The 26,637-nt window shown below is 61.8% G+C and carries 20 protein-coding genes and 8 pseudogenes; 12 read left to right on the top strand and 16 right to left on the bottom strand.

Annotated elements, in window-relative coordinates:
- Positions 1-591: 591 nt before the first annotated feature.
- The 11 genes and pseudogenes from repC to NHAM_RS21920 form a co-directional block, all read right to left on the bottom strand.
- Positions 592-1,824, bottom strand: a complete 1,233-nt coding sequence (gene repC / locus NHAM_RS21875; protein WP_011504855.1) for a plasmid replication protein RepC — start codon at positions 1,822-1,824, stop codon at positions 592-594.
- Between the two features lie 268 nt (positions 1,825-2,092).
- Positions 2,093-3,094, bottom strand: coding sequence for a plasmid partitioning protein RepB (gene repB, locus NHAM_RS21880; protein WP_011504854.1), 1,002 nt, complete (start codon positions 3,092-3,094; stop codon positions 2,093-2,095).
- Positions 3,094-4,317, bottom strand: a complete 1,224-nt coding sequence (repA, locus tag NHAM_RS21885) for a plasmid partitioning protein RepA (RefSeq protein WP_011504853.1) — start codon at positions 4,315-4,317, stop codon at positions 3,094-3,096. The genes repB and repA overlap by 1 nt, the downstream gene beginning before the upstream one ends.
- A 205-nt stretch (positions 4,318-4,522) precedes the next feature.
- Positions 4,523-5,727, bottom strand: a pseudogene (locus NHAM_RS21890) (site-specific integrase).
- The gene (locus NHAM_RS21895) at positions 5,724-6,047 is read right to left on the bottom strand and encodes a hypothetical protein (RefSeq protein ID WP_011504852.1); all 324 of its coding nucleotides are present in this window, start codon (positions 6,045-6,047) and stop codon (positions 5,724-5,726) included. Before NHAM_RS21895 ends, NHAM_RS21890 begins: the two are co-directional and overlap by 4 nt.
- A gap of 72 nt (positions 6,048-6,119) precedes the next feature.
- On the bottom strand, positions 6,120-6,557 hold the full coding sequence (locus NHAM_RS21900) for a type II toxin-antitoxin system VapC family toxin (protein ID WP_011504851.1): 438 nt from the start codon (positions 6,555-6,557) through the stop codon (positions 6,120-6,122).
- Positions 6,554-6,832 carry a type II toxin-antitoxin system Phd/YefM family antitoxin gene (locus NHAM_RS21905; protein WP_011504850.1) on the bottom strand — a complete coding sequence of 93 codons (279 nt, stop codon included), beginning with the start codon at positions 6,830-6,832 and terminating at the stop codon, positions 6,554-6,556. Before NHAM_RS21905 ends, NHAM_RS21900 begins: the two co-directional genes overlap by 4 nt.
- A gap of 57 nt (positions 6,833-6,889) precedes the next feature.
- Positions 6,890-7,129 (bottom strand): hypothetical protein, encoded by a 240-nt coding sequence (locus NHAM_RS21910; RefSeq protein WP_011504849.1) that lies wholly within the window; start codon positions 7,127-7,129, stop codon positions 6,890-6,892.
- A 447-nt stretch (positions 7,130-7,576) separates the two neighbouring features.
- Positions 7,577-7,789: a hypothetical protein gene (locus NHAM_RS28670; protein ID WP_245270099.1), complete on the bottom strand. Its 213-nt coding sequence runs from the start codon at positions 7,787-7,789 to the stop codon at positions 7,577-7,579.
- Between the two features lie 91 nt (positions 7,790-7,880).
- Positions 7,881-8,492, bottom strand: a pseudogene (locus tag NHAM_RS29495) (TniB family NTP-binding protein); the annotation flags it as partial.
- Positions 8,434-10,077 (bottom strand): Mu transposase C-terminal domain-containing protein, encoded by a 1,644-nt coding sequence (locus NHAM_RS21920; protein WP_011504847.1) that lies wholly within the window; start codon positions 10,075-10,077, stop codon positions 8,434-8,436. The gene NHAM_RS21920 and the pseudogene NHAM_RS29495, both read right to left, overlap by 59 nt.
- 110 nt (positions 10,078-10,187) lie before the next feature.
- Between NHAM_RS21920 and NHAM_RS21925 the strand changes: the two genes are divergently transcribed.
- From NHAM_RS21925 to NHAM_RS21950, 5 genes and pseudogenes are all read left to right on the top strand, one after another.
- Positions 10,188-11,138, top strand: a complete 951-nt coding sequence (locus NHAM_RS21925) for a DUF1612 and helix-turn-helix domain-containing protein (protein ID WP_011504846.1) — start codon at positions 10,188-10,190, stop codon at positions 11,136-11,138.
- An 86-nt stretch (positions 11,139-11,224) separates the two neighbouring features.
- A pseudogene (locus NHAM_RS29500) lies at positions 11,225-12,355 on the top strand (RHE_PE00001 family protein).
- Between the two features lie 117 nt (positions 12,356-12,472).
- Positions 12,473-13,300 carry a DUF6088 family protein gene (locus NHAM_RS21940; protein WP_041359477.1) on the top strand — a complete coding sequence of 276 codons (828 nt, stop codon included), beginning with the start codon at positions 12,473-12,475 and terminating at the stop codon, positions 13,298-13,300.
- Positions 13,297-14,376, top strand: a complete 1,080-nt coding sequence (locus tag NHAM_RS21945) for a nucleotidyl transferase AbiEii/AbiGii toxin family protein (RefSeq protein ID WP_041359478.1) — start codon at positions 13,297-13,299, stop codon at positions 14,374-14,376. Before NHAM_RS21940 ends, NHAM_RS21945 begins: the two co-directional genes overlap by 4 nt.
- Before the next feature lie 154 nt (positions 14,377-14,530).
- A complete protein-coding gene (locus NHAM_RS21950; RefSeq protein WP_011504843.1) occupies positions 14,531-15,298 on the top strand; it encodes a hypothetical protein in 768 nt (255 codons plus the stop codon).
- Positions 15,299-15,719: 421 nt separating this feature from the next.
- Here NHAM_RS21950 and NHAM_RS21960 read toward each other — a convergent pair.
- A pseudogene (locus NHAM_RS21960) lies at positions 15,720-15,947 on the bottom strand (IS256 family transposase); the annotation flags it as partial.
- A 261-nt stretch (positions 15,948-16,208) separates the two neighbouring features.
- On the opposite strand from NHAM_RS21960, the gene NHAM_RS21965 reads away from it, so the two are divergent.
- Entirely contained in the window at positions 16,209-17,426 is a 1,218-nt protein-coding gene (locus NHAM_RS21965) for an IS110 family transposase (protein WP_198137033.1), read from the top strand.
- A 72-nt stretch (positions 17,427-17,498) separates the two neighbouring features.
- On the opposite strand, the pseudogene NHAM_RS21970 reads toward NHAM_RS21965, so the two are convergent.
- Positions 17,499-18,575 (bottom strand): annotated as a pseudogene (locus tag NHAM_RS21970) (IS256 family transposase); the annotation flags it as partial.
- A gap of 177 nt (positions 18,576-18,752) precedes the next feature.
- Here NHAM_RS21970 and NHAM_RS25815 point away from each other — a divergent pair.
- From NHAM_RS25815 to NHAM_RS21995, 4 genes and pseudogenes are all read left to right on the top strand, one after another.
- Entirely contained in the window at positions 18,753-18,893 is a 141-nt protein-coding gene (locus tag NHAM_RS25815; RefSeq protein WP_245270117.1) for a transposase, read from the top strand.
- 1,126 nt (positions 18,894-20,019) lie between these two features.
- Positions 20,020-20,187 carry a hypothetical protein gene (locus NHAM_RS27775; RefSeq protein WP_198137063.1) on the top strand — a complete coding sequence of 56 codons (168 nt, stop codon included), beginning with the start codon at positions 20,020-20,022 and terminating at the stop codon, positions 20,185-20,187.
- Positions 20,188-21,190: 1,003 nt separating this feature from the next.
- Positions 21,191-21,598 (top strand): annotated as a pseudogene (locus NHAM_RS21985) (IS5 family transposase); the annotation flags it as partial.
- A gap of 1,642 nt (positions 21,599-23,240) precedes the next feature.
- Complete coding sequence (locus NHAM_RS21995) at positions 23,241-23,576, top strand: carboxymuconolactone decarboxylase family protein (RefSeq protein ID WP_011504838.1); 336 nt, start codon at positions 23,241-23,243, stop codon at positions 23,574-23,576.
- 436 nt (positions 23,577-24,012) lie between these two features.
- Here NHAM_RS21995 and NHAM_RS27780 read toward each other — a convergent pair whose 3' ends face one another.
- Entirely contained in the window at positions 24,013-24,354 is a 342-nt protein-coding gene (locus NHAM_RS27780) for an FAD-dependent oxidoreductase (protein ID WP_049769474.1), read from the bottom strand.
- A 346-nt stretch (positions 24,355-24,700) separates the two neighbouring features.
- On the opposite strand from NHAM_RS27780, the pseudogene NHAM_RS22005 reads away from it, so the two are divergent.
- Together NHAM_RS22005 and NHAM_RS22010 are read left to right on the top strand one after the other, a co-directional pair.
- Positions 24,701-25,072 (top strand): annotated as a pseudogene (locus tag NHAM_RS22005) (nitrilase-related carbon-nitrogen hydrolase); the annotation flags it as partial.
- 11 nt (positions 25,073-25,083) lie between these two features.
- Positions 25,084-25,707 carry a TraH family protein gene (locus NHAM_RS22010; protein WP_011504836.1) on the top strand — a complete coding sequence of 208 codons (624 nt, stop codon included), beginning with the start codon at positions 25,084-25,086 and terminating at the stop codon, positions 25,705-25,707.
- Positions 25,708-25,791: 84 nt separating this feature from the next.
- Here NHAM_RS22010 and NHAM_RS22015 read toward each other — a convergent pair whose 3' ends face one another.
- Complete coding sequence (locus NHAM_RS22015) at positions 25,792-26,073, bottom strand: type II toxin-antitoxin system VapC family toxin (RefSeq protein WP_347336465.1); 282 nt, start codon at positions 26,071-26,073, stop codon at positions 25,792-25,794.
- 92 nt (positions 26,074-26,165) lie between these two features.
- Positions 26,166-26,434: pseudogene (locus NHAM_RS28685) on the bottom strand (IS110 family transposase); the annotation flags it as partial.
- Positions 26,435-26,637 lie beyond the last annotated feature (203 nt).

Below are 26,637 nucleotides of genomic sequence, written 5' to 3' on the forward strand. Positions count from 1 at the left end.
GCCCCGTTGCGATGGCTTTTCCGTAATGGCCGGGAAGACGAAACAGAGCCGGAGCCGCCAGAGGCGGGCGGAGGGCAAGCGCAGCGCTGCGCCCCGGCCGGAGCCACGAATTTTGGCGCCGCAGGCGCATGCGCGAGGAATGCCGGTCGGGGTCCCCGCTTGCGGGGTTGTCCGGCAGGGGAAAATTCTGGGCTCCAGGGGCCGACGTGGCGTCGACGGCCATAGGTATCCAGCCATGCAACCGGGAGCGACAGCCGACCGGACGAAAGACCTGCGATCGCCGCCTGCACCCGGCTCTTTGGGCGGCGCGAAGAAAAGGGACGGCCATGCCCTTTATCGCGGCTTTTGCGCGCCATCCCACGGAGGACATTTCGGAAGCCCTGATACGCACTGGCGGGTACGATCCGCCCGGCGATTCCGGGCAGCGAGCGATTCGTCGGCGGCGAGACCCGCGCACTATAGGACGGCCGCGCAGTTTCAGTCCTCCGCAGCACGGTCACTCGATCACGTGTACCGCATTCAGGTGCGTCCACAGGGCAAGGTCGAGGATGCCCGGCAAAGCGGGGAACTGGCGGCAAGGTCGCCATCGCCTTAAGCTCGGCGCTTTTCGTGGAGACGCGAATTGATCTGCGACATCAAAATCGGGCCGAGCGAAAATTCTCCGGCCTCGGCCTTCCGCGTCAAACCGCGCAGGTAGCCGCCGGCAGATCTGATCGCAGCGCCGCGCTGCAGGATGCACGCGACGACAATCGCAGCCGGCGTTTCGCCGAGCACCGTTTGCGCCTCTTCCCAGGCGCTCGGACTGATCCCCAGCATCGATCGAACCACGGCGGCGGTGGCGAGAAAATCGCGCCAGTTCGAAATCCCGCCCTTCGCGTAATCGACGATGTTGGGGCAAGCGTTCAGCACCATCCCCAACGGATAAGTCCCCTCCCCCACCCTCGGCGCTTGAAGTTTTGGCTCCGCCCCCGCCGCCCTGCCTTGTGGAAGGCTAGGTTCAAGATCAATAAGGGGATCTGTATTTGAATTCTGTATGTGGCGCTCGGTATGGGACTCATTGGCGCTTGGATTCGTGGATTTGATGTGTGTTTCCAGAAGATTGAGCACGTCATCCGCAAGCTGTGAGAGCTCCACGGCGATCGGCTCGAGTTCTTGCCTGGTCGCTGTGCGCGGAATCTGGTCGACGAGCGAGCGGAACGCGACATGAACTTCCTGCCAGTCGGCCGGCCCCTGCCCTCCCCTGCGCGTCGGGACATCTTCCTCGATCCCGGTAGCGATCATCTTGGCAATGTCGCGCCGGCACAGCGTGATCCGCTCACGGACAAGCTTGAGCGCCCGCGCCTCCGCCTCGATGTCGGCCGCCAGGCTCTCGAACTCTTCCGATCGGACAACCAGCGGCGACAGGTCAAAGCCGAAGGCCAGATCGATCTCGCCGGCGGTCCCCTTACGAGCGTAACGCTTGCCGTTCGGGCTATCGCGCCGAACCACTAGCCCGGCGTCGACGAGAACGGCAAGGTGACGCCGCAGCGTCGATGCCGGCATCCCATGCGCCCGCAGCGACAACTGATGGTTCGACGGGAAGACAATCAGATCGTCTTCGCCGGTGAGCGCGGTCTCCGGGTGGAAGGTGAGGAGCGCGTTCAAAACCGAGAGCGAACGCTCGGAGACGCCCAGGCGCGGCCGGGCCGTGCAGATGGCGTGAAAGATCTTCCATTTGTGCACGACCTTCTCAGGTGGCCGTGTCGTTGCCACCATTTGGCTTGCCACATGGGCAAGAGTCAGCGATCGCCGCCCAAAGGGCGTCGTTGGAGAGTGTGACTGCATGTCCTTGCCTCATCAGGGCAAAGGAAATCGGCTCGTCAAAACGACGCCGTCTCTCACGAGACACTTGACTGCGATTCGCGGAAGTGATTCTCTATCAATCGCCAAAGAGATGAGAGGGCTTCCGGGACGGTGACGTTTCGGGGGCCTTTTCTTTGCCTTATGATTCCTTTCGTAGTTGTCGGAAACGCGGTTTACGCATTACAGCGCTACCAGGGGGCGAAGCCCGCGGGGTGGCGGCTGCAATTTCGATCATGGGAAGAAATCATGTCTACCCCTTGGATTGCCTGAAGGCATCGTAGAGCTCAGGCAGTTTGTCTAAGACAAAGTCGCCGAATAGCGGGGCAGCTCTCTCGTCTAGTGCAAGAACGAACCGGTCTGCATTTCTCTCAATCTTTGCGACCTTCTTGCCGTCGCTTGCAGTCCAGGTCGTCGACTTAGAAGGTTTGGTGTCGCGTACTGTCACCGCGGACAGGACCATAGCAAACCGTTCGTCCGACGGCGCCGCGAGAAACCGCGGGCTCGAGAGCACCGTCTCTAGGACTTTGCTTCGCTTCCCGCTGCCGAGTCGATCGACAAGCTCCGTCCATCGCCGGCGACCCACTTTCGGTGCGGCGCCAATCGCGTCGCTCACCTCTGCAGGGATCGCACGAAAGACCGATATCAGGCGCGATAGCTCTGTCTTGTCGACGGACAATGCAGCCATGATGGTGTCGCGCTTGAAGTTGCGATCCTCAAGCAACGTGGCATACCGCGCGCGCTCAATGAAGGAGAGGTCTTCTCGCTCGCCATTCTCTTTTCCTTGAGCGATGACCAGCTCGTCGTCGGAGAGAGAACGGACGACCGCGCGGACCGAGCGACCTAGCTCCCTCAGTGCTCGGACACGACGATGGCCATATGCGATCTGATAGCGGCCAGACTGCGACGGGTGTGGTCTAAGTAGTGCTGGGACGAGCTGGCCGCTCGCTTTGATCGACTCAGTAAGCGCTGCAAAGCCAGCGTCCGTACCTGTCATGCGATCCGGGACGATCGAATCATCGATGAGACCAGAGTCGATCTCCAAGACGGCTTCGCCGCTTGCCAGTTGTTCCGATAAGGCCTTCGCGGCGTCGCGCTCGGCAGAGAGATGTTCAAGCGAACGGCTCATGGCCCCGACAGCGCCCCGTGTCCCGAGGGTTGGTGTGGGTTCTTTTTCTGTGGCGACGGTCACTCGAACGTCCGGCTCGGCGCCGCTGTCTTCGATAAGGTCAGCAAGGAGGTTTTTTCGTCCCATCAACCCCTCCGCCATGCTTCTTGAATGAGCTTCTCGATTTCGCCGTTTACGCTATCGAGTGACTCGATCGCGCGATCGTAGGTGGCGCGCGTGAATTGCTGGCGTTCCACCTCATACAGCGTCTGTTTGGTGATGCCCGCATCGGAGATGGCGGTGCTCTTCAGCACCATATTGGTCAAAACCCTGTCAGAAAAGAGCGAGCGCATGAAGCTCACCATTTGCGTCTGCGGACCGTCACTGGGTTCGTAACGCGTCACCAGGTATCGCATCCAATCGTAGTTCGTGTTGCCCCCTGCTTTGGCCACGACGGCCATCAGGTCCGACGTCATGATGAGGAATTGACACATCGACATCACGTCGAGCATTTGCGGGTGCACTGGGATCAAAAGCGCTGTCGCGGCGCAGAGCGCCGACAGTGTTAGGAATCCGAGCTGTGGCGGGCAGTCGATCACCACGACATCGTACTTGTCTTCAACCGTAGCAAGAGCGCGCGCGACACGCGAAAAGAAAAGCGGATCACCCGTCTGCCGAGACGCTAGGGCTTTTGGGGTTTCATGCTCGAATTCCATGAGCTCGATGTTGCCCGGGATGATGTCGAGCCCCGAAAAGTATGTGGGACGAATTATGTCGCACAGATCGCGCCGGGCGTCGTCATAGCGAATGGCGCCGTAGAGCGTCCCGTTCTCTTCGATGTCGAACTCCGGTTGATACCCATGCAACGCCGAAAGCGATGCCTGGGGATCGAGGTCGACTGCCAGTACGCGGTATCCCTGAAGGGTCAGGTGTTGCGCTAGGTGCGCCGCCGTCGTTGTCTTTCCTGAGCCTCCCTTGAAGTTGACGACGGCGATGACTTGCAGGTGTTCGCCCTCCGCGCGCCAAGGACGGTAACGGCGCGTACTTTTGCCGGTCTCGTCTAAGTAGGTCCGGAGCGCCTGAATATCGTCGAATGTATAGGACCGCCGTCCGGATGAGCTCGTTTCTGGCTGTGGGCCTTTGCCCTCGAGCGAGAGCTGTCGGAGGTAGCCGTCGTTGACGCCGATGAGCTTGGCTGCCTCTCCTGAGGAGAATGGCCGAAGCTTCTTCCTGGCTTTTGGGGGAAACAGCTTGAGTCGGTGAGCCTGCAGTTTTGCAGATAGCTCTCGTGCGTCCGCCGCGATAAGCTCGTGGATCGCAAGTCGACCGGACTCCTGCTGCAGGGTGGTCTGATCTAGTGTTTTATCCACGGCCCACTCGCCCAGTTACGCATTTGTTTCGCGCTTACGGTTGCAAAGCGTGGATAGTAAGTCCGATTCTGAGTCACTCGGCAAGAAATTAAGGGTTAACGAGGCGTTAACGCGTCTCGCCCGCGTTTCGCAGCCGAATCATCAATGGCCCCGTCCGAGAGTTGACCGGTGTCAACTTTCCAAAGGTCGCCGGAGTTGACACCGGTCAACTTCGCGGGGCGAATCGGCGAGTGCCTAAATAAAGGCCGAGCTTAGCTGCCCTACCGTGCGCGCGTTCCGCATCATTGTAGTAGCTGGCCGCCTGTTGCACCGACCGGTGCTGCGACTGCTGCATTGCCTCCGGCAGCGCTACGCCCTGGCGCGCCGCCTCTGTCAGATATCCCGACCTCAACCCGTGCGCGGAAAACTCTTTCGGCTCCAGTCCGGCCAACGCGCAACGGTGCTTGACGATCAGGTTGATGGATTGTGGCGTCAGCGCCCGCTCCTCGATCGCCTCCCAGCGGTCGATAGCCCGAAAGATGGGACCCTTCTTGATATCGGCCCGTTCGAGCCAGTCGCGCAGCGCCTCGACCGGCGGCCCGACCAGAAGCACCCTGCCCGTCTCGTCCGCGACGGCGGTTTTGGTGCGGCCGAGCTGGATCGCTACGCACGGCAAGCTGGGCGATTTCGGATCCATGGGATTGAGCGCCACATCCGGCTCGTCGCTTAGCTGCTCGACGCGCAGCCGCGCCACTTCGCTGCGCCGGCGCCCGCCGGAGGCGAAGGCCAGGAGCAAGATCGCCAGATCGCGGGTGTCGGCGAGCCGATCGGACCGACAAGTCGCAAGCAGCCGGTCGAGCACGTCGCGGGTGATGGCTCGCTTGCTCTTGCGCTGCCGGGGCCGGTTGCTGGCGCGGACGGCCAGCCTGACCGCTGTACGAAGACTGGGCGCGTGGAACGAATCCTCCTGCCCTTTCCAGCGATGCAGTGTGCTCCAATTCGCAAGCCGGCGCTTCACCTCGACGGCGCATGCGGCCCAGCGCTGCGAAGAAGCAAGGCCTCCAGCAGCGCCACCGCGACCTCGGCCGGCATCCCATGTTGCGGGTCGGTTTCGCGCTCGGCCGGATCCCACAAATGATGCGCCACGAACTTCAGCGCCAGACTTTCCGGCGCCGGCCACGGCAGGGGGGCACCGGTCGCCGCTTTCGCCCAACCCTCGAGGTAAGCCAGATCGGAGGCGAGCGCCCTCAAGCTGTTCTCGCCCATGCCCTCACGCGCGAGATGCTTCAGCGTTGCAACGTCATCGTCGGTGAGGAGTTCGGCGAGCCGATCGCGCCGCTCCATCGGCAGGATCGCCGCGAGCGCGTCGAGCTGGAGGGCCCGCCGGGTTTCGGGGTCGGAGACCAGGGCTCGCGAAGTCATGTCGTTCATAGGCGCCGCTCCATCAGAAGCCGTAGCGCGGTCTGAACATAGTTCGCCGCACCCGGCCCGGTCGGCGCCGGCACGAAGGCGCTCGTGCGGCGCCATTCGGTGATCTGCAGATCGGTCTCCCTCAACCGCGGCCAGACCGCCTTGACGTCACCAGTCTCCTTGACCAGTTTGACCACCATCCACGGGCGCAATTCGCCGAGTCGCGAGCCGTCGGGACACATGATGGACCGGGTGTCGCGCCGGTTATCGCCATCGATCGGCGCGATGCCGAATGCAAAGCCTGGAAAGGCGGCGCTGAGGGCAGGGGAAGAGGCCCACATCGGCCGACGCCGGATCCAGCCCCGCCAGCCCGGTTTCAAGGGAGGCGGCGTCCGGAAGGCGGACAGGCGCGGTCATCCCGGCGCTCCTTCGTCGGTCCAGGGGTTGAACAGCGCCACGCCCAGCGGCGCAAAATCCTTGGTGTTGCGGGTCGCGAGCACGAGGTCACGGTCATGGGCGGTGGCTGCGAAAAACCCGTCCATGGCGGAGAGCGCAAAGCCGCTCTGGCGGGCTTGTGCCATCAGATCGCCCCAGCGTTCGGCGATCGCGGGATCGATTGGCACAATTCGCCCGGCGAAGCGCGCCGTCAGATCCTCCGCAAGCCAGGCGGTAAGCGCCTCGCGACGCCGGCCATCGTCCATCAGCGCAATGCCGCGCTTGAGCTCGGCGATCGACGCCACGCTGATGAAGGCGCGGTCCTCGTCGATCGTGTCGAGCCAGGCGAGCACCTTCGGGTCGGGCGCCGACCGGCGAACCTCCGACAGCACCTTGGTGTCGAGCAGGACATTCATAGATCAAGGTCGCGCGGCTGATCGCGGAGCCGCTCGAGATCCAGATCGGCGTCACGCAGCGGCGACGCCATCAGGAACTCGGCCAGCGTGCCCTTGCGGACCGTCTTGCGCGCCCATTCCTCGGCCGAGACCATGACGACGCTCGGCTTGCCGTGGCGGGTAATGATCTGCGGGTCGCTCTGGGCGCGCTCGATCACCTCGGAGAGGCGCGCCTTGGCGCCGGCCACCGTCCAATGGTCAGAGTCGGGCGCTGGGGTGTTGCGGGAGGCTGTCACAATCTACTCCTATGACCATGATAACCATTGTGACTATAAGTCACTGGGCGGCGATTTTCAATAGAGGCCGCGCGGGGAGGGCGCCGTTCCGCTATGATCCAGAGCGAACGGAAAGAAGGCGTCATGGGTAGCCACGCGAAGCAGACCAACACGTAGCCGGCGGCGGGTGACAAGGCGGGTGCGGCCGAGCGGAGCCAGGCGGCCGGCCGCGATCGTCGGGTTGTTCCGGCTGTCGATCTGACCGACGAAGACATCGCCGCGATCGAGGCCAGCGAGATGGCGCCTGGTTTCGAGCACCTCAACGACGAGGTCGACGACGTCTGAGTCTGAGCGCGACCGCGACGACCCGAAGGCGCCCGGAGGAGGGGGGCTGGCACGGGGCGCATCCTGTGGTCAATCGGAGGCCTGGCGGGGTGTAAATTTCCGGGCTGTCGGCCGTCAGACTCGCTAATTTGCGCCGTGACGTCCACACTATCGATAGGAGGGAATTATCGATAGTGATGGGTAGGCGCCGGAAGGCATCGCTATGACGGAAGCTATATTCGTGATAGGTTCCGTTTGAATGATTCCCATTAAGGTTATCAAAGCCTTGCAACCGGCCTACCCCAGCCCCGATCCACTGCTGTCGCTTTCCATTTGTCGCGCTGTCCTTCAATCCGCAACATCGCCGGTGCTGCCGTTGATGTGCAACACGATAACGCCACGCGGTCGACAGAGAGAGGGAGCATGCGGCGCCAGACCACCTCACGCGACGATGGTGCGCTCGAACAGGCTCGGACGCCATCGCTCGACATGCTGATCGGTGATCTGCTCCTCCCCAGACCGGATGGCTTCGACGGCCAGATCGCCCATCATCTCGAAAATGCGGGCGGTGTTGCCGCGCGTCAGCCTGATGACAGCCTTCAGGGCCTCGGCCCCGAGCGTCGACGGGACCCGCAGCGGCAAGCTTCTCAACACGGTCGCGATCCGCCGCGAAATCCATGTCGAGGTCCCAAGCGCCAAGTTCCGAGAGACCAAAGCGACGGGCCAGCTGCGGATCCCCGGCGAAGGCCTCTCGCGCATCGTGGGTGCCGAAGCAGACAAAGGAGAGCATCAGCTCGTTCGACAGATATCGCAGCTCAGCGAGTATTTTGCGCTGCTCCCGGAAGCCGCCGGCGAGCAAATTGTGCACCTCGTCGAACACGATGACCCGCACTTCCAGATCGCGCAGCGCCCGCAGCGCCTGCGTCTTGGTCTCGAACATCGCGCGGGCAGGGCCGTGCACGCCGATCGTTTCGAGCAGCGTCAGATAGAGAATGCGCTGCGTGACGCCTGGCGGCATCTGGATCGAGACAACCGGCATCGTGGTGCGGCCACGCTCGCGGCCGATCTCGGGAGGATGCAACCTCGCAAACTTCCGATCGATCTGCGTCTTGCCGATCCCGGCCTCGCCGAGGATCAGCAGGCTCGGCATGCGCCAGTTGCGCGGGTGCGCCAGGATGCGCTCCATCTGGTCGAGGACGACCGCCGCTTTCGGGTAGGTGATCCAGCGATCGCCTCTGGCGTCGCAGATCCGCGCCTCCTCGCTCGCGGTCGCAATAAATCGAGCCCGCAGAGCGTCGTTAGGGACGATGCTTATCATGAATGACCTCCACGTCGAACAGGCGCAACCGAGCATCATTGGTGTCGATCGGGCCGATCCCGCGAGGCTCGTCTCGCGGCGGCGCGATCGGGGCAGGACGGCGGACGATCTGGCGGCGCGCTTCCCTGGAGCCACGCCGGGCCGCGTCCTCAAGCACCCGTTGCGCCTCGATGGTCTCGAAGATCAGGGTTTCGTCGACCTCCGCGCGCCCTTGCGCCCGCAAGCGGCCGACCGCCCGGCGCTGTTCCCAGAGCGAGATCGAGGCCCGGCCGAGATTTTGGTAGGACACCTCGACAAACTGCCCCTGTGGTCTGCGAACATAGATCAGCGACAGGTCGCGGGGATCATAGCGAACTTCCAGCCGTTGATGGCCGCGGCCGGGAAGGTCGCCGAGCGCATCCGACCAATAGCGGATGCCGAACAACCGTACCCCGTCGCGCCGAACCATGCGTCGCTCGGCCGGCAGCAGACCGACCAAGAACGCCATGCGGTTCCTGGGCGCCGGCAGCGCCAACCCGCGGGTTCGCTCCTGCCAAACCGCGATCGGCGGTCGCGACAAGCCGGCATGGATGCGCTGATGATAGACCCCGAGGATCTCAAGCAGCATCCAGCGCTCGAGCTCCTTGAGCGTCATCACGGCTCGTTGCTCAGACGGATAAACCCCTTTCGCAACCGTGTTCGAGAACGTCGTGCCGGGCAAAAGATGCACCGCGCCCATCTGCGTTCCGATCAGCCTTTCCACATGGCCACCGAAACGCGGCTTGCCGATCGGCCGATAGATGATTTGAATGCCGTGATCCTGCAGCGTGCGGGTGAAAGCGCTGGCATGGAATTCTCCGGCATTGTCGACATGAACCGCGCGCGGCAAGCCGGAAACCGGCCAGGTCAGGGCGACGCCCCGCGCCGCCAGCCACGCTTCCTTCTCGAACACCGATTGGGAGAGGCAGACACCCGCTCTCAGCACCGACGGTTCGTCGAAGCCAAGATAGAACCCGGTCACCATGCGGGTCGCCACGTCGATGGCGAAAGTCACGACCGGACGGCCGAGCGGCTTGCGATCGACCTCGTCGACAACAACGACATCGACGACCGTATGATCGAGTTGGACGACGGCGAGCGGTTCACTGACGTCGAAACTGGCGACGACCGGCTCACAACGAGCCGAAGCGGCGGTGGCTCCCTCTCGTCGGCGAAGGCGCTCTTTTGTATCGATGGCCTCGACCCGGCGCCGCACCGTGCGCCAGGCCGGCTTGCGCAGGCCCGCCTCACGCGCCTGACCCTGAATGCGCCACACCAGCGCCGCAAGGCTCGGAGCCTCGGCGGTCAGATAGAAGGTCTTGATGGCGCCCGCAATCAGCTCCTCCAGGCACCGCGGAAGAATCCGCGTGCCCGACCGCCGGCCCTTGGCGCGCGGCATCAGGGCCGATGCGCGATGCTCGACACCATGGCGCTTGCGCCAACGGTAGAGCGTGGTTCGGTCGACGCCGAGGAGGCGGGCCGCCTCAGAGAGCCTGAGCTCGCACCGGCCATCGGGGCCCGCGAAGGTTCGCCGCAGGATCGCGGCCCGCTCGCAGGCCACCTGCCAATCGACCTGCCAATCGACCTCATTGTCGGGCTCGGACATCGGCGTCGCTCGCGCTCAACGCCCCCACAACAGGCTCGCGCTGCCGGGCACGCGAGTCGAGCCCAATCCTCTGGACGTCACGGCCCATCAACAGAAATGCGGGTGGCGCGATGATTGCCCCGTTGCGGATCGGCGCCGAGGTTGCGGCCAGCCCGGCCTTCGAGCGCGCCAGCGACGCGCTGCTGCGGCTTGACGAGCGCCTGAAATCGTCCCCGTTTCGCCAGGGATACCAGTCACGCAGCGACTTCCGCGAAGCCTGCGCTAACCTCTGGATGCAAGGCCAGCTCGTCGACCTCCAAGATCTCGTACTGCTCGACGCCAACACCAACCACAAGATCGTCGATCAAGCTACGAGCCACGCCTGGATGGTGCTGCGGGCTCGGCGCATGGTAGCGCGGCGCGCCATCGACTGGCCCCTCTCCGACGCAGGCATCCTGGGTCTCGAAGGCGAGTGGGCAGGCGAGGCCGAGGGCCGCCAACGCGACGAGTTTATCTATGAGCCCGGCTGGAATGAATCCGAGCGACTTCTTGCCTGGCGCACCGCCATCAGCGAGGTCGAAAAACTGCCAGCCCTCATCGCTGCCGCCATCGCCTGGGATCAGTGGCTGCGGCTCGAACCCATCCAGCGCAGCAGCTGGCGGGCCGGCCTCATGGCCGCGCTCATTCTGCGTTCAAAGGGGAAAACGAAGTATCATCTGGCGGCGGTCGATTGCGGCGGACGATACGCAAAATACCGCCGCGCGAGCCATCATCAACCCTACGAGCGGATCGTCGGTTTCCTCGAATGGATCGAGACCGCCGCGAGCGCCGGCTACAAGGAACTCGATCGGCTGGCGCTCGCGCATCGGGTCATGAGCCTGAAACTCAAGGGCAGGAGGAAGAATTCGCGGCTCGGCGAACTCGTCGATCTGTTCATCTCGCACCCGGTCGTGACGGTCCCCATGGCGGCGAAGGCCTTGCGCGTGACCACGCGGGCGGTCGACCTCATGATGAAGGAAATCGGCTCGGTTCCACGCGAGCTGACCGGCCGCGAACGCTACAAGGCCTGGGGTATCTTGTGACCCAACTGCGACAGACCACCCCAGCGATGTCGCAGCCTCGAGGGCAGTGCTGTCCGCAATAGCCACACGCAACCTGCTGAAACGACGTGATCCTATGTTGCAGATTTAAGGGCAGTTCGACACTCGCCGGCCCGCTCGCCGCCGCCGAGGATTTCTTGGCCCGGCTCGACGAGCGCCTCGCCAAAAGCCCGATCCGCGCCGGTTTTATCGCCCGCACTCACTTCACCGACGCCGCGGCCTGCCTATGGCTGGAAGGCGCGCTGGTCCACCTCGACGATTTCGTGCTCCACGACGCCGGCATGGACGTCCGCGCCCCGACCTTTGAGCTGACCCGGGCCCATGCCGTGCTGCGCACCCGACGGCGCATCGCCGACGGCAAACCCGACTGGGCGCTGTCGCCAGCCGGGCTCGCCGGCTTGCGCGGACGGGGCGGGGAGGGCGACGGAGTGGAGGGGAGGAGCGAACCGGAAGGAGGAAGCGGATGAGGCACGCGACCTGGAAGACGGCGAGGTGGACGCGGCTGAGCCGCTTGGCGTAGCCTCAACGGACGAACGGCTGGCCGACGTCTTCGCCGCGGTCGACGCGGCGATCGCCCAAGCCGACCGCACCCTCGCGCACGAGATCGCCACCAGACGCCCGCCGAGCGCGACCCGCTGGTCTACGATCTCGATTGGGACGAAGAGGAACGCCTCGATGCGTGGCGCGTCGTCATCGACCAGACCCGCACGCTGCCGCCGGCGCTGGCGGCGGCGATCACGGCCGAGGCCTGGAGCGCGCTCGAACCGCTGCAGCACACCCCGTGGCTCGGACGTCTGCTCGCAGCTAGCGTGCTGCGCCAGCGCGGCAAGACGCGCTCGCACCTGTCCTGTCTCCATGACGGCCTCAAAGCCATTCCGCGCGAGCGGCGACGACCGCGCGACAGCGCCGGGCGCCTTGCCGTCGGGCTCGAGGCGATCGCGGCCGCCGCCGAGGCCGGGCTCAAAGAGCACGACCGCTGGCTGACCCGCACCCTCCTGACCCGCAAGCTCGACGGTCGCCGCTCGACCTCCCGGCTGCCGGCCCTTCTCGACTACGTGCTGACCCGGCCGATCGTCTCGGCCGGCATGATCGCGGCGGAGTTGAAGATCACGCCGCGGGCCGCCCAAGACCTGGTCGGCGAGCTCGGGCTGCGCGAGGCGACGGGACGAGGGCGATACCGAGCCTGGGGAATCCTTTGAAAGACTGATAGCGGGGGATAGAGGGGTAGGGTAGGGCGTGAGACTGTCCGAAATTTGTGTAATAGTTTCGGACACATGATTCGCAGATCGTCCGAAGAAGTGCTACAATTTTCAGACATGAAAAGCGACTCACCCGATCTGAAAACAGCGATGCTCGGCCGCATCCGTGCGGATGAGCCGCGCAAGGTTTGGACACCCAGTGATTTCGTCGATTTGGCGTCGCGGGACGCCGTCGACAAGACACTTCAGCGATTGACGAAGGCCGAAGCCCTCAGGCGGATCGATCGCGGCCTTTACGATCAGCCCGGATTCAACAAACTCACCCAGAAACCAAATCCGCCTGATCCGCGCTCCGTCATCGACGCCGTCGGGCGCCGCGACCAAACGCGGATGCTTGTCGACGGTATGACCGCCGCAAACGATCTGGGTCTTACCGACGCCGTACCCGCCAAAATCGTCGTGCACACCGATGCCCGTCGCCGTGCAATCAAGCTTGGCAATGCCACAATCACCTTTCGTCCGACCGCCGCCAGCAAGTTGTTTTGGGCCGGGCGGCCCGCAATGCGCGTCGTCCAGGCGCTTCATTGGCTACGCGATCTCCTGGTTCGCGATGGCGAAAGCGAGCAAATCCAGCGCAAGCTCGCGAAGCTCTTCGAAGATCCGGCTGTGGGACCGCCGCTCAAGGCCGATCTCGCCGCGGGCATGACCGCGCTTCCGACATGGATGCTCGTCTTCCTCAAGCCGTTGATCGAGACCGATCCTGACGATCGTGGTCAACATCCTGACAATGTTCATGCTGCGGCCGATCAAGATCGCCAGCGACACGACAAGGCAGGTGATGATGATCACCACAAGACCATCAGGGCGCAGTCAAACCCGAAACCACACTCGTCACTGAAAGCTCGGACCGCCAAACGCGCGACGACCAAGGCGGCAAAGGCATGAACCCGGCATTCGATGAAGTTCTCGCAGCTGGACCTGCCGCGATGCTGAGCGCCTTCGACACGACCGCGCAGCGCCTCGGCACGGCATCTCAGAACATCGAGAAGGACTTCTGGGTTTGTTGGACGCTGGATGCCTTGTTCAACGGCCTCAGTGAACGTGGGCCCCGGCTCCTCTTCAAGGGCGGTACTTCATTGTCTAAAGGGTTCGGCTTGATCAACCGCTTCTCTGAAGACATCGACGTTACGGTGTTTCGCGACGACATCGGCGAACCGGCGACCATCGAGGAGCTCAACGTCTTGAGCCGCAACAAACGCCGGGCGCGCCTCGACGCGATAAAGGAAGCCTGCCAAGCCTACATCAACGGCCCACTGCGGGCTGAATTGACGGCGATTTTACAGAAACGTCTACAGGCCGCCGGCCTCAGCGCCGGCGACGCTCGGGTGGAAGCGGACGGCGCCGATTCCGACGGACAGACCCTGTTGATCTGGTATCCCGCCGCGACACCTCGGTCGGACTATGTACGGGCGGCAATCAAAATCGAGTCGGGTGCGAAGTCCGCGCTAGACCCGAACAGCGAAGTGCCGATCAAAGCATATGTCGACGATGACTTGCCGGCGCTTGACCTGACAGTGCCGGCTGTCCGGACCGTCGATCCCGAACGCACCTTCTGGGACAAGGTCGTCATCCTCCATGGCCTGCGGCGCTGGTTCGACAAGCGCGGCGAACTGCGCGGCGGGGGGCAGCGAGTGTCCCGTCACTACTATGACCTGCACCGGCTCACCGCAGCACCTGTGGGTGCCGCCGCCATTGACGACGCCGCGCTCGGCGCGGACTGCGTTGCGCACGCCAGGATGTTTTTCAATCGACCGGATTACGACCTCGCAACCGCCGCACCCGGCTCCTTCGCGCTCGCGCCTCATGACGAGATGATCGAGCAGTTGCGCACCGACTACAGGGCCATGCAAGGCATGATCTTCGGCGACCCTCCAAGTTTCGAGGCAGTGCTCAAGAGCATCAACTCGCTTGAGACGCAGCTAAACAAGGATATCGCGAACGAAGGCGGGCCGACGCGGTGAAGCACAAAAACAAGTCACCACCAACGAATTAAAAAGCAGACGCGGACGGTGGGGACGAGGCGAACGTTATGATGCAGCTCAAACAGCGCAGCCGCGGCTAGCTCTTCGTTATCCCGTCCAAAAAGGGTAGTGAACGCGATGAGAGAGGCCCGGCATGAGCGACTACGTATTGTTTCAGATGTGGGGCCCCTTCCGGCAGTCACTTATCAAACGTCACGCTTTCTACGTGGATCAGGCGCGCAAGCGCCTTCTCTCACAGTTCGACAATTTGGAAGCGGAAGCTGACAAGGCAGCAGAAGACTGGCTGGAGCAAAGTAGCGACCGGTTCGACCCTGACCGACACGATCCCGGAGAATTCTACGAGGCGGCCCACGATGCCGGTATTGAGTTCTACCAACTCCTAAGCGACATGCGTGACCAAACCCACCGCAGCGTCATCGCCGGGATGTTCCACGAGTGGGATAAACAGCTGCGAGATTGGCTAGTGCGCGAAATGCAACACTGGCATCGTGGAGAGACAGCATTTTCGAGGGTCTGGTCGGCGGACTTTATCAAAATTGCCGACCTCTTGGAGAGCTTGGGCTGGAAACTCCGCAGCACCGATTACTTCTCCACGCTCGATGCGTGTCGATTAGTGGTCAACGTTTACAAACATGGCGCGGGAAAATCGTTTGATGAGTTGAAGCAGAACTATCCTCAGTACCTTGACGATCCATTTCGCGATTCGTCGGGGCAATCGTCAGGAATGAATTTTCTGGATCACACACATCTCAAAGTGACCGACGAGCAATTTCAGGCGTTTTCGGAGGCGATTGTAGCGTTCTGGCAGGACGTGCCAGAAAATGTCGTCAGTGCTCAAGTAGCGGAGGTGCCTGACTGGTTTGGAAAGGCGATCCAGGTCGACCGCAAGGCCCAGCCATAGTCCGCAGTTCTCAAATCACGCGCGAGTATGTCTCGCCGTCGATGACTCGCTGAACCTGCTGTAAACCAACCGGCGCTGAACAAAGCCCCTTGAAGCTACAGCGGTAACTTCTTGTGACAAGTAACGGAATCTAAGTCGGAGTGGGGTCACGGTCGGTGCCGATCGTGACCCCATTCTGATCGGCTTTTTTCGATTGTCTTCATGGCGTTACTGCCGGCACCTGCAGCGATCTGACCCCTGTGCCGATTCACACGCATGAAGCGGATCGGCCTCGAACAGGGCAGGAGCTTCGACATTACCGAAGTTGACGCGACCGCACGGAAAGCCATCGAAGACGCGCCGGCGCAAGGTCACAAGCTGATGGCATGGAAGGTCCCGACATTGGCGCGGAGCTATGCGGGATTTTGGGTGACGAGGTTGATCAGGCGGCGTGGTGAGCCGGCATTTCAGTGACCTCGATTCCGTTTTTGAATTTGACGCCTTGAACGACCTTTGGCAACTGGTTCTCGCCGTTCAATCGGCGCCATGTTTTTGCGGCGGCATTGACGAGTTTGAACACCATGAGCTTGGCGGTCTTTGCCGATAGCGCGCCCTTTGTCCGCACGGTTCGATGACGCACTGTCGCGAATACGCTCTCGATCGGGTTTGTAACCGGTATGAGATTCTTGGTGCCGATGTCCGGCTGCGGTTTCGTGATCGCGGCGTATGGTGCGACCATCCGGGACAGAGGCACCGGGAGCACGAAGTGCGGGCAGGCCGATCTTGCACGTTGAGCTGCGAGCTCGTGTTAGTAGATGGCCGCCTCTGCGACTCGCCCGGTTGCGCTGAGAGCGCGGATCCGTAGTTGTCGTGTCGCCCGCCGCTCCCCTCTGATTATCGAGAGGAGACAGGAATGCGACGTGTAATCGGAATTGATACCCACCGTACCTTTGGGGAAGTAGTAATCTGGGAAGATGGTCGACTGCGACACATGGGTCGGGTCGATATGACGCGAACTGCGCTGGAAGGCTTCGGCAAAACGCTTCTGACCACCGACGAGGTGGTCATCGAGGCTACCGGTAACTGCATGGCGGTCTCTCGGGTGCTGTCACCGTTCGTGAAGCGGGTAGTGATCGCCAATCCACTGCAGGTGAAGGCGATCGCGCACGCCCATGTGAAAACCGACAAGATCGACGCCGGCACGCTGGCCAACTTGTATGCAGCCGGCTACCTGCCGGAGATCTGGACACCCGATGCTGTCACGGAGCGGATGCGCCGCCTGGTGGCGCGACGCTACCAGGTTGTCCGGCATCGGACCCGAATCAAGAACGAGGTGCACTCGATCCTCTATGCTCACCTGATTCCGCAGTGCCCTCATGCCGACCTGTTCGGGCGGCTCGGTCGTGCCTGGCTCATCCGACAGCAGGTGCCGGATGACGAGCGCGCCGCGATCGAGCGTCATATCCGGGAACTGGATCGGTTGGGAGAGGATCTCGGCGTGCTTGACCGGGAGATCGCTGAGGGCGCCCTCAGCGATACGGCGATCGAACGGCTGCTCACAATCACTGGCGTCAATCTCACGGTGGCCGCCGGGCTAGTGGCGGCGATCGGCGATATAGGCCGCTTTTCCAACCCCCAAAAGCTGGTGAGTTACTTCGGCCTGAACCCACGCGTGCGCCAGTCGGGGCTTGGGGCAGCCCATCACGGGCGGATCAGCAAGGTCGGACGCAGTCATGCCCGCGCGATGCTGGTGGAAGCCGCCTGGGCAGCCGCCAAGACGCCAGGCCCACTCCATGCCTTCTTCGTCCGCGTCCGGGCCAGGCGGGGCCATCAGGTCGCTGCCGTTGCAGTGGCGCGCAAGCTGACCGTCCTGTGCTGGCATATGCTGACGAAAGAAACGAACTACCTCTGGGCACGCCCCAGTCTCGTTGCCCACAAAATGCGCGGCATGGAGTTGCAAGCCGGCCGACCGCAGAAGAAAGGCAACACGCGCGGCCCCGCCTACGCCTACAACGTCAAGAAACTCCGGAACCAGGAAATGCGCGTCGCCGAACAGGCACAGAAGGGCTACGAGCACTTTGTCGAAGCCTGGCGCCCGCGCCCGCCAAAAAAGGCGCGCGGGCGCCTCAATCCGGCAAGGCTCGAATAAGGCTGCCCGGCAGCGCTTTCAGCCGATGCACCGCGCTCCGCCACGAGGTCGCCCACGCAGCAAAATAATATCACGACCGGAAAGAAACTGCTTGTCGATCTCATCCGACGTGCGCAGATGGTCCCAATGCTCGGCAGGGAAGTCGAAGAAGGCAAGCAGAGTTTCCCGGTCCTTCGTCAGGCAGACAACCGCCTTGTCGTACTTGGCGCCGTATTTTTCGGCGAATACGTCGATCGCGACCTCGGCTGCCGCGCGGGTCGGCGCGTCGTAAATCTCACGAAGGTCTGCCTTCATGTTGACCTGGACCGAGAGCGCAACCTTGTTCAGCACGTTGGCCGTCTTGTGAACCCAACAGCGCTGGTGCCGGGTAGCGGGAAAGGCCTCCTCGATCGCCCTCCAGAAGCCGAGCGCACCGTCGCCGACCGCGAGGTCCGGCGCGATCTCGAGCCCACGCTGCTTGATGTCGATGAGCAGCTCGCGCCAGCTCTGCGCGCTCTCGCGGACTCCAGTCTGAAAGCCGACAAGTTCCTTCTTGCCTTCAGGCGTTGCGCCGATCAGCACCAGCATGCATTCGGCGTTATCTTCCATCCGGGCCTGAAGGTAGACCCCGTCCGCCCACACGTACACGTATCGCCGTGCCGAGAGATCGCGCTTCTGCCAGGCGTCGTAATCCGCCTGCCACTCCGCCGTCAGCCGCGAGATCACGGCCGGCGACAGGTTCGGCGCGTCCTTGCCTAATAGGGCGGCGAGGGCCTCCTGGAAATCGCCGGTCGCCACTCCGCGTAGGTAGAGAACCGGCAACAGCGCATCGAGGCTCTTCGTCCGCCGCGCCCATTTCGGCAGGATCGCCGAGGAAAATCGAATTTTCTCCTCCGCCTCCACGTCGCCCCGATCGCGCACCTTGGCGCGACGGACTTCGACAGGTCCGACTCCGGTCTGGATCGCGCGATGCGGACCGTGGCCGTGACGCACGATGCGGTCGCGACCATCCGCCAACTTTACGTCCTTCCACATGGCGACGAAGGCGTCGGCTTCGGCAATCAGCACCTGAGCCAACATTCGGCGGGCACCTTCGCGTGCAAGTTCAGTCAGTGGATCATCGATGGCGTCAGGCTGGCGGAAGGCAATGACAGTGCTATCCATCGACATGGCGTATCGCTCCTTTCGGGGAGGTTCTGGCAGGCTTGGACACCCGCCTCGATACGCCGCCTTCAATCAATCGTCGTCACCCAGATTCCGCCTTAGCTCTCGACAAGGTCCGCAAGACCGAATACGCGCGGCTTAGCGGCAAAGGGTCGTCGCTTCATTAAGGGGCAGAAATACACGCTGCTCGCGCACCACGAAAACCTCAGCTTGGAAGGCAGGAGATCGCTCAAGCTGCTGCTGGCGGCGAACAAGCGGCTGAACACGGCCTACGTACTGAAGGAATCCTTCGGCCAGCTCTGGGACTGTTATTCGGCCCTTTAATTGCGTGATGTTGTCAAGCTTCCTTGAGATGCCGGCACTGGGGTCATGGTCCTTTCCGAGGTCGCCAAGCGCCTCATGATGATGTCCGGGTCGGACGCCTCAACGTCTACAGCGGAGTGCGGACGAGCCGCCACCAGCCGAATAAACGAGGTCGTCGCAACTGCCGTCCCGGCGAGGACATCGCCAGCCCGGCCGTCGCCGCAAAACCGATGCACGTCATCGAGCAGACCGCGCTGGCGTTGATGGGTGAGGGGGATCGCGCGCGCCCATAGACGCTTCTTGAATGCTAGCTGCCCGCGCCTTCCCCGGCGGCCCAACTCGGCCCGCTTCCTGCCGGCCGCGGGCCTTCCTTGAAGATAGCCTAGCCCCGCTGGAACAACTTCCGATTGCGTGAATTAACCCGCCGGAACGGGATACCACAAGCTCCCTTGTGGCCCCGCTTCCTTACTCCCGACGAAAACTTAAGCCCGCCCCGAGAGGCGGGCTTTTTTGCTGCCGCGGCCGTTCAGCCTGAATTAGGAACCTCTCAGCCGCCCTACGCATTATCCGGCGGGAACGGTGGTCGTCTCCGCGCCTCTGATCCCGGTTCCGATTAGGCTCGCCGCTCCTCCGCGGCGGGCCTTTTTGGTGGCCAATCTTAGCGCTCGCGCGGCACGCCTTATCTCGGCGAGGTCAACAGCACAGTCGGCAACCTCACGACTCGTGATGGGCAGCCCGCCGCCGCGCACCGCGCTCCCGCGGGCGCTGCATTCTTGCCACCGCTCTCACCACCTTGCTTGCCGGGCACGGCAGGACGCTTCATTCTCCGCCTGTGAAACTCTGCACTGCGATTGCGACGCTTACTGCTACCCTCACCGCTGGCGGCGAGCAGATCGACGGCCGGAAAAGCGCGACCGCCTTGTACGTGTCGATAATGCCCGAACCTGCGCTGGCCGGAATGTTCCGGGCGTCCTGGTCGAGATCCACCCGAGATTCAAGCCGGTTCCGTCGTTTTAGGAACAACACGAAAGGTTGCGTGCTCACGGCAAATGAATGGAACGCTTGCCGGGTTGATGCCTTGGTCTTGTGCTGCACTGCAATCAATGCACTGCAACAGCGGTTCCAATGGAACCGAGAAAGACCTCTAATGAATGACACTGATCAAGTTGAAAAAACCGCCCAATCGCAAAAAGATGACGATGACTTCGCCGCCCGGCAGGCGGATCCGCGTTCCAGCGATAGTCTGATTCCGATGCTTGCGGCCGGAATTGCTCTAACCGTGGTAGGGATGGGTGTTGCCGTGGCCTTCAGTTGAGGCCAGCAAAGCTACGCCAGGTCGGCTTGTGAGACGTTTGGTCTCTGATCAAGAAGATTCCGAACTCGCCAAGCACCGCGCCTGCATCCGATGCGGGGGTACTGATTCCCCACATCGGATGCGCGACGAGGAGAGAGTGAACGTAAGAGACCGAACGACGAGAGAAGGGCCGCTAGTTTTGCATACTCTCGTTACGACATGAGAGCGGCGGTGCAAAATTAGTCCACGGTAGCGGCGGAATGGTCCCGCTTCGGGCGGCGTAAAAGCCGGCCACCTATTTCCTTCTGCGACGAATGCAGGGGTTGGGGATTTATACCGTGGAATTATATCTGAAGGTCCGTCTGGCCTGTTCTGAAGGAATGAGTCGGATTGTGACGTGAACGGGGTATATTATGCTTGGCTTGGCTGCCGCGGCATTAGCCGCCACCTTATCCGGCCATGGCTCAAACCGGGCGAATTCTTCAGGCACGATCTCGAATCCCGGCAGCGGCATTCATCAAAGGGCCACGTTTTTGGCGATTCGCTCGTCTCGTCATGGCGTTGCTCTCCTTGTGGAATCAGCACCCTGAGCCTACCGGCTCAAGATGGGCAACTCCGACCTCTTCAGAAATTCAACAGAACCCGGGACATCGCCACATGCCTATGGCAAAAGCTTGCGCCTCCACGATTCTTAACGCGCTTCAGGAGGCCGAGAGTGAACTGGTCGTCCTGAGTAATGGTAATGCTGGAACCGTGCAGACCGTCAGACTCGATGAGTTTCACGGCTTGCGAATTTGCATCAATGGGCATTGTGGTAAGTGGCCGGTATCCACCATTAAATTTGTGCAGAAACAATAAAAGACGCGTCGAGGACAAGCAGCCTTGAGGGTTCGTCGCAGTCTGGATCTTCCATTCTCCTGCCGCGGAGGCATCGGCAGCGTTTAGAGGCTGACCCGAAATTAAGTTGAGTGATTTCAGTCGCATGTGATTCAGTCGTGGTTGCGAGCTACGACGGAGGCACAAGATGGTTTGGACTGAAATCACCCGTCCGAAATATTGTCGAGATGGGCTGCGTTATGCAAGCGATACGACAGACGAAGAGTGGGCGATGATCGCCCCATACATGCCCTGCAAGAACCGTCGCGGCCGGCCCCGTGTGACGGCGATGCGGAGATTGGTGAATGCGATCTTTTTCATCGCTCAGAGCGGTTGCCAGTGGCGGTTGCTACCGAAGGAGTTTCCGCCCTACACGACGGTGCAGCGGTACTTCTACCGGTGGCGCGACGACGGCACTTGGCAGAAGATCAACCACCATCTTGTCATGATGGTGCGCGAGGCCGACGGCCGAGAGGCAAGTCCCACCGCAGGAGTGATCGACAGCCAATCGGTTAAACCCACCGAGGCTGGAGGTCCGCGCGGGTTCGATGCCGGCATCATATTCGGCGATCACGCCAACGCACGCCGAGTTCGGACTGGTTGCTGCAGGGCCTCACGGTCTGCCGTCGTTGCGGCTACGCTTATTATGGCAAGCGCGCGCCTCGCGTCCACAAGTATGACCCGACGGAAACGCTGCGCTACTATCTCTATGGACGGCTCTCCCGTTGCAAGTCGATTTTGAATTGATCCACTTGGCCCGTTGCAAACATCTATCCGGCGTCACCCGATCAATTGGGGCGCCCAAATGGGGAATCCGCTCGCACCTGCCTCTACAGCTGGTAGGCCTCTAGATGTCACAAAAAGGTGTCGGTCGCATCGCTTGGTTTTGGTTGCGGTCGGCGAATAAAGATATATTTTTAATGCATCTTAAGAGGCCCGAACGTTCTGGCCGTAGCTAGGCTTGAGACAGAACAGATAGGTCGCGATTTGCCTCGCGGATCGCGATCCGTGACTGAAGATATAGCAGAGTCAGAGAGAATCGAAGGTTCGGCCGCGAACGAGATTGCCTGGGCAAACGCGATGCGCGGTCTTTCATCTTTCACATAGGAGAAGCACGATGTTAAAAGCTAACAGGTACAATGAGCAGTTTCATGTCGGTGACGATGGGTCATCGCCCGATTCCGTTAGTACTTTGGTGCCGATGCTGGTCGGAGGTCTTGGTCTCATTGTCGCTGGGATGATCGCAGTCGGCATATTCGTGGGAGAGTCGCAGTCGACATATTCGTTTAGCGCAGGATGTGCACGGCAGTGACAAAATAGGCCACGGGGCGGCGGCACGCCGTGGATGCGGACAGATAAAGCCGTCTGGATGGGCGCTTCTAGCCTTAGAACCGCGTAAAGCACGTGAACGTCAAGAAGTTGATAGATGATGCAGGAGAGTGTTATGCTGAGTAACTCTCACAATTCTGTTCGACCTGCAAGCGAGCCCGAGCGTGCATATCTCGAATCCCTCATTCGAGCAGACTATGAGCGCTGCCACCCCGGTGAGACGATCGAGGACATGAAACGACGCGCCTCCTTTTCGAAAGAGGACAAAGGACTTCTCCGCGATTGGATGGCAGTGGCGGCGATGCGTGCGGCTGCGGGACACCTGGTATCGCCACAATCCATGGCCGCCTAATGAGAAGTTCACGCGAAGCAGCAGCGATGATGCCATTCGAGCGACCTCATCTAGCGGCTGGGAGGGCCAGCTAGTGCCTTATGCGCATGAGGAGGTTCTGAGCGGCGCGCGCGTCTCACCCGCGAGATCATGGCTCGGACCGGAATTGGCGAAGTCATGATTGAGCGCCTCGTGAGGCGTTTTTATCGAGGTGCAAGCGAATGCTATCCTGGGCTCGATCTTCGCCGAAAGAATTACCGATTGGCACGCCCATATCAGCAAGCTTCGCGATTTTGGTCATCAGTTGCGTTGAGGTCTGGCCGCTATCGTGGTCAGCCGATGCGGGCCTGCCTCGGCTTTCTCATCGACAGCCAACATTTCGATCGTTGGCTGTCCCGGACGGGGAATGAGCCTTGTCCACCAAACGCAGCGAGACATTTTGTCGAGCGGGCGCGGCGGATCGCGAGGCGGCAATTTGATCCCATCTGTCACGCGACCGTATCGTTCCTGAAGTTGAAGCATCGATCGGAGGCCCATCATGAGTGACCTAACCTATCCAAAGCCTACGCGCGAGCTAGCCGAGATGCGGCGCAGCCTCAACCCTGAGGCCGAAGCCGCATTCCAAGCGTTCAGCAAAGCCGTCTTCTCGGATGGCGCGCTTTCCGGCAAGACCAAGCAGTTGATCGCGGTCGCGGTCGCGCATGTGACGCAATGCCCTTATTGCATCACCGGCCATACGAAGGCAGCGCGGCGCGCAGGAGCGACACCTCAGGAGCTGATGGAGGCGGTTTGGGTCGCGGCCGAGATGCGGGCGGGCGGCGCATTCGCTCACTCGACATTGATGCTGAGCACCCTTGAATCACCCCTGAGCTAAACATTGCAGAGCCCAACGGTCACTATCGCGCTGCTAGTGGTCTGATTCATTCGGACGATTCCCAAATCGACCGAAGCAGTTCAAGCTCTCGGCATAAGAGCAGGAATTGTCGTGAACGTCAGCGGACCGCCATCGACTTGAGGTGATCGTCTCGGATGGCAGCGCGCCGCAGAAGCACGTGTGGCGAGCCAACATTATCTTGCCACTGCCGAAGGCTGCGGGTACCGCCGAAAACATGCGCCGCTCGGGCAAACCCAAGCCCGTGGTGTGGTGATGGCAGGCGCGGTTCATGGCGGAGGGCGTCGAAAGCTGACACGCGCGACAAGACACGCAAACCTGGCAAGCAACCTCTGCCGACCGGCACCATGCGGAAAGTGGTCGACCTGGCGCTCGGACCGCCGCGGGGAAACAAGCGTTAGAGTCACTCCACTAGTTATCAATAGCCGGTAAATTCTTCGGTGCGGATATTGTCCTCATTGACTTTAAGGCCCACCAGTAGAGTCCGCATGGATTTGACCATGCCCTCCGGACCAGACAGATAGTAGATGGGTTGATGTAGGTCTGATACGTACTTTCTCACCATATCGGCATCGACGCGGCCCTGCTCGCCTTGCCAGCCGCCAGGTGCGGACTCGACGGTCATGACATAAACGAAGTTCGGATTGTCCCTGGCCAATTGCTCGAAGTCGCCTCTTAGCGGCAGATCGACCAGCCTGCGACTGGCGTGCAGCAAGGTGATCTGGTGCGAGGTCTTGTCGTGGGTGGCTTGAGCAACCATGCTGCGCACCGGGGTTACACCGATGCCGCCGATGATGAAAACCGCCGGGGTAGACTCGGTCTTGTGCAGCGTAAAGTCTCCGTAGGGTGCATCGAGCTTGACTCGCTGCCGATCGGTAAGTCTTTCAGCACACGTTTGAAGGCAGTGTCGCGCATGCGTGTGGCTGGAGCTAAGGCGGAATCTGGGTGACGACGATTGATTGAAGGCGGCGTATCGAGGCGGGTGTCCAAACCTGCCAGAACCTCCCCGAAAGGAGCGATACGCCATGTCGATAGATAGCACTGTCATTGCCTTCCGCCAGCCTGACGCCATCGATGATCCACTGACTGAACTTGCACGCGAAGGTGGCTACGACAACGTCATGGTGGAGGCCGGCGACGGTCGCGCGCGCGTTCTCTACGGCGAGCGCATGCCGGTCCCGGTCTCGATGTGGCAACCCTGGCTGGCTTGGACCGGGCAGGGCGGCGGCGCCCGGGCCAGCTTCTTCGGCAACCCTGTCGTCGAGGTGGCCGGCCGGCGGGGCGCGCCGCTGATCTGCTACGAGCAGCTTCTCGTCTGGCCCGTCCTGCAGTCGATGTGGCACGCGCCCGACGTGGTCGTTGCGATCGGCAACGACTGGTGGACCGCCGGCAGCAGCATCCTCGCCATTCAAAAAGCCAGCTCACAGGCCTGGGCGCGACTCTTTGGGCTGCCGCTCGTGCTCGCGTTCAACACCTGAAGGGGATCGTCATGATCGATGCCGCCACCATTCACCAATGCGCCGATCCGGTATTGAAGCCCGCGATCGTCAAGAAATTCATCCGTGCGGTCGGATCGCCCGATCCGCTCACCGTCACTATCCGCGCCGGCAACCGCGTCGTTCTCGTGTCGCCGCCGAAAACGCCGGATCAGGCGATGGCGCTCGTTCGGCGCTATGTCGGCCACGCCATGGTCCGCGTCGGCGTGACGCAATATCCCGCAGGGTTCGGCGTCATCGACGCTGGCGCGCTGAAGCCCGACCTGGTCGACGCCTGCGCCAATATCAAAATGGGCACCGCGCTGTTCGGCAAGGTCTACCGCATCGTCGTGAAATGGTATGGCACGCCAGCCGACCAGGCGTTTGGCGATGCGCTCGAGGCGTGGAAGACCGGATACTTCGACGGCAAATATGTGTTCGACGAGCCCGATCCCGGCAGTCTCCCGCCACGGAAGGGCACGCCGGGTGACAGCGACCAGCCTGTCAAAACGGGCGATGCGCCGAAACCTGCGACCAGCGCCGACAGCGGCGCGCAGCCGGCCAAGGAGCGGGACGACCCGAACAAGGCCGGCATCCGCATCGATCTGACCAGCATCGGCGTCGGCAAGCCGAAATAGGCAGCCTGAAAGCCGTTGGTTGCGCGAAATCGTTCTGTGCGAGCAGGTCGTGGAGACAATGGAAGTCTGACCAGATCGAGAATTTCATATCTCGATCGAGAATTCTTGTTGCCGCCCGCGTTTTTTGCCGAATTGGGTGATGCGCTCATCGTAAGTCACCAGCGGGCAGCGAAGGTCGATCGCCGTGGCGATCAGAAGCCGGTCCGCAGGATCGCGGTGTTCAAGATGATGAAGCTGGTAGCTGCGAGCGGCGGCGCGATGCGCCAGCGGTACGCCCTCGAGGCCTGGCCGATCAAGAAAACGGTCGATCCACGCATCCACGGGAATGTCGAGTTCGATCCGTCCCGTATCGACAAGCAGGGCGATTTCCCAGACCGTGACGGAGCTGAGCCAGACTCAGTGTTCGTTGTCTTGAGCGGTGTTGAAGCGGTTACTGTATCTAAGCTATATATCTTTCTTCAGGCGATTCCGAACGGTCGTTCTCGGAAGATACCGCCACGCTGCATGATTGCCCAGACGATACGGGCGAGTTTGTTGGCGACTGCGACGGTGACCACGCGCGCCGGCCGCCGGGTGAGCAACGCATTGACCCACCCGGCCAGGTCGGGCTTGTTGCGCTCGTAGCGAACAACGGCGTGGCGCCGAGCACGAGGAGCCGCCGCAGGTACGGTTCGCCCTTCTTGGAAATGCGGTCCAATGCCATTTTTCCACCGCTGCCTGTAAAACGGCGCCGGGGTCACGTCGCTGGAAGGATGAGCAGTAACGTCCTGAAGAAAATTGAGAAAGCTTCCTCGGAGTGGGGTCGCGATAGGCGCCGGTGTTGACCCCACCCCGGCGCGGATTATGTCAACTGCGACATGGAATTGTGGCCGATAGTTCACGGGGCCAAGTTCGGCACCGATTAGCAGGCTGCGCCTCGAATTCCAACAC

Origin of the sequence: Nitrobacter hamburgensis X14 (assembly GCF_000013885.1) — a bacterium.
Taxonomy (GTDB): Bacteria; Pseudomonadota; Alphaproteobacteria; order Rhizobiales; family Xanthobacteraceae; genus Nitrobacter; species Nitrobacter hamburgensis.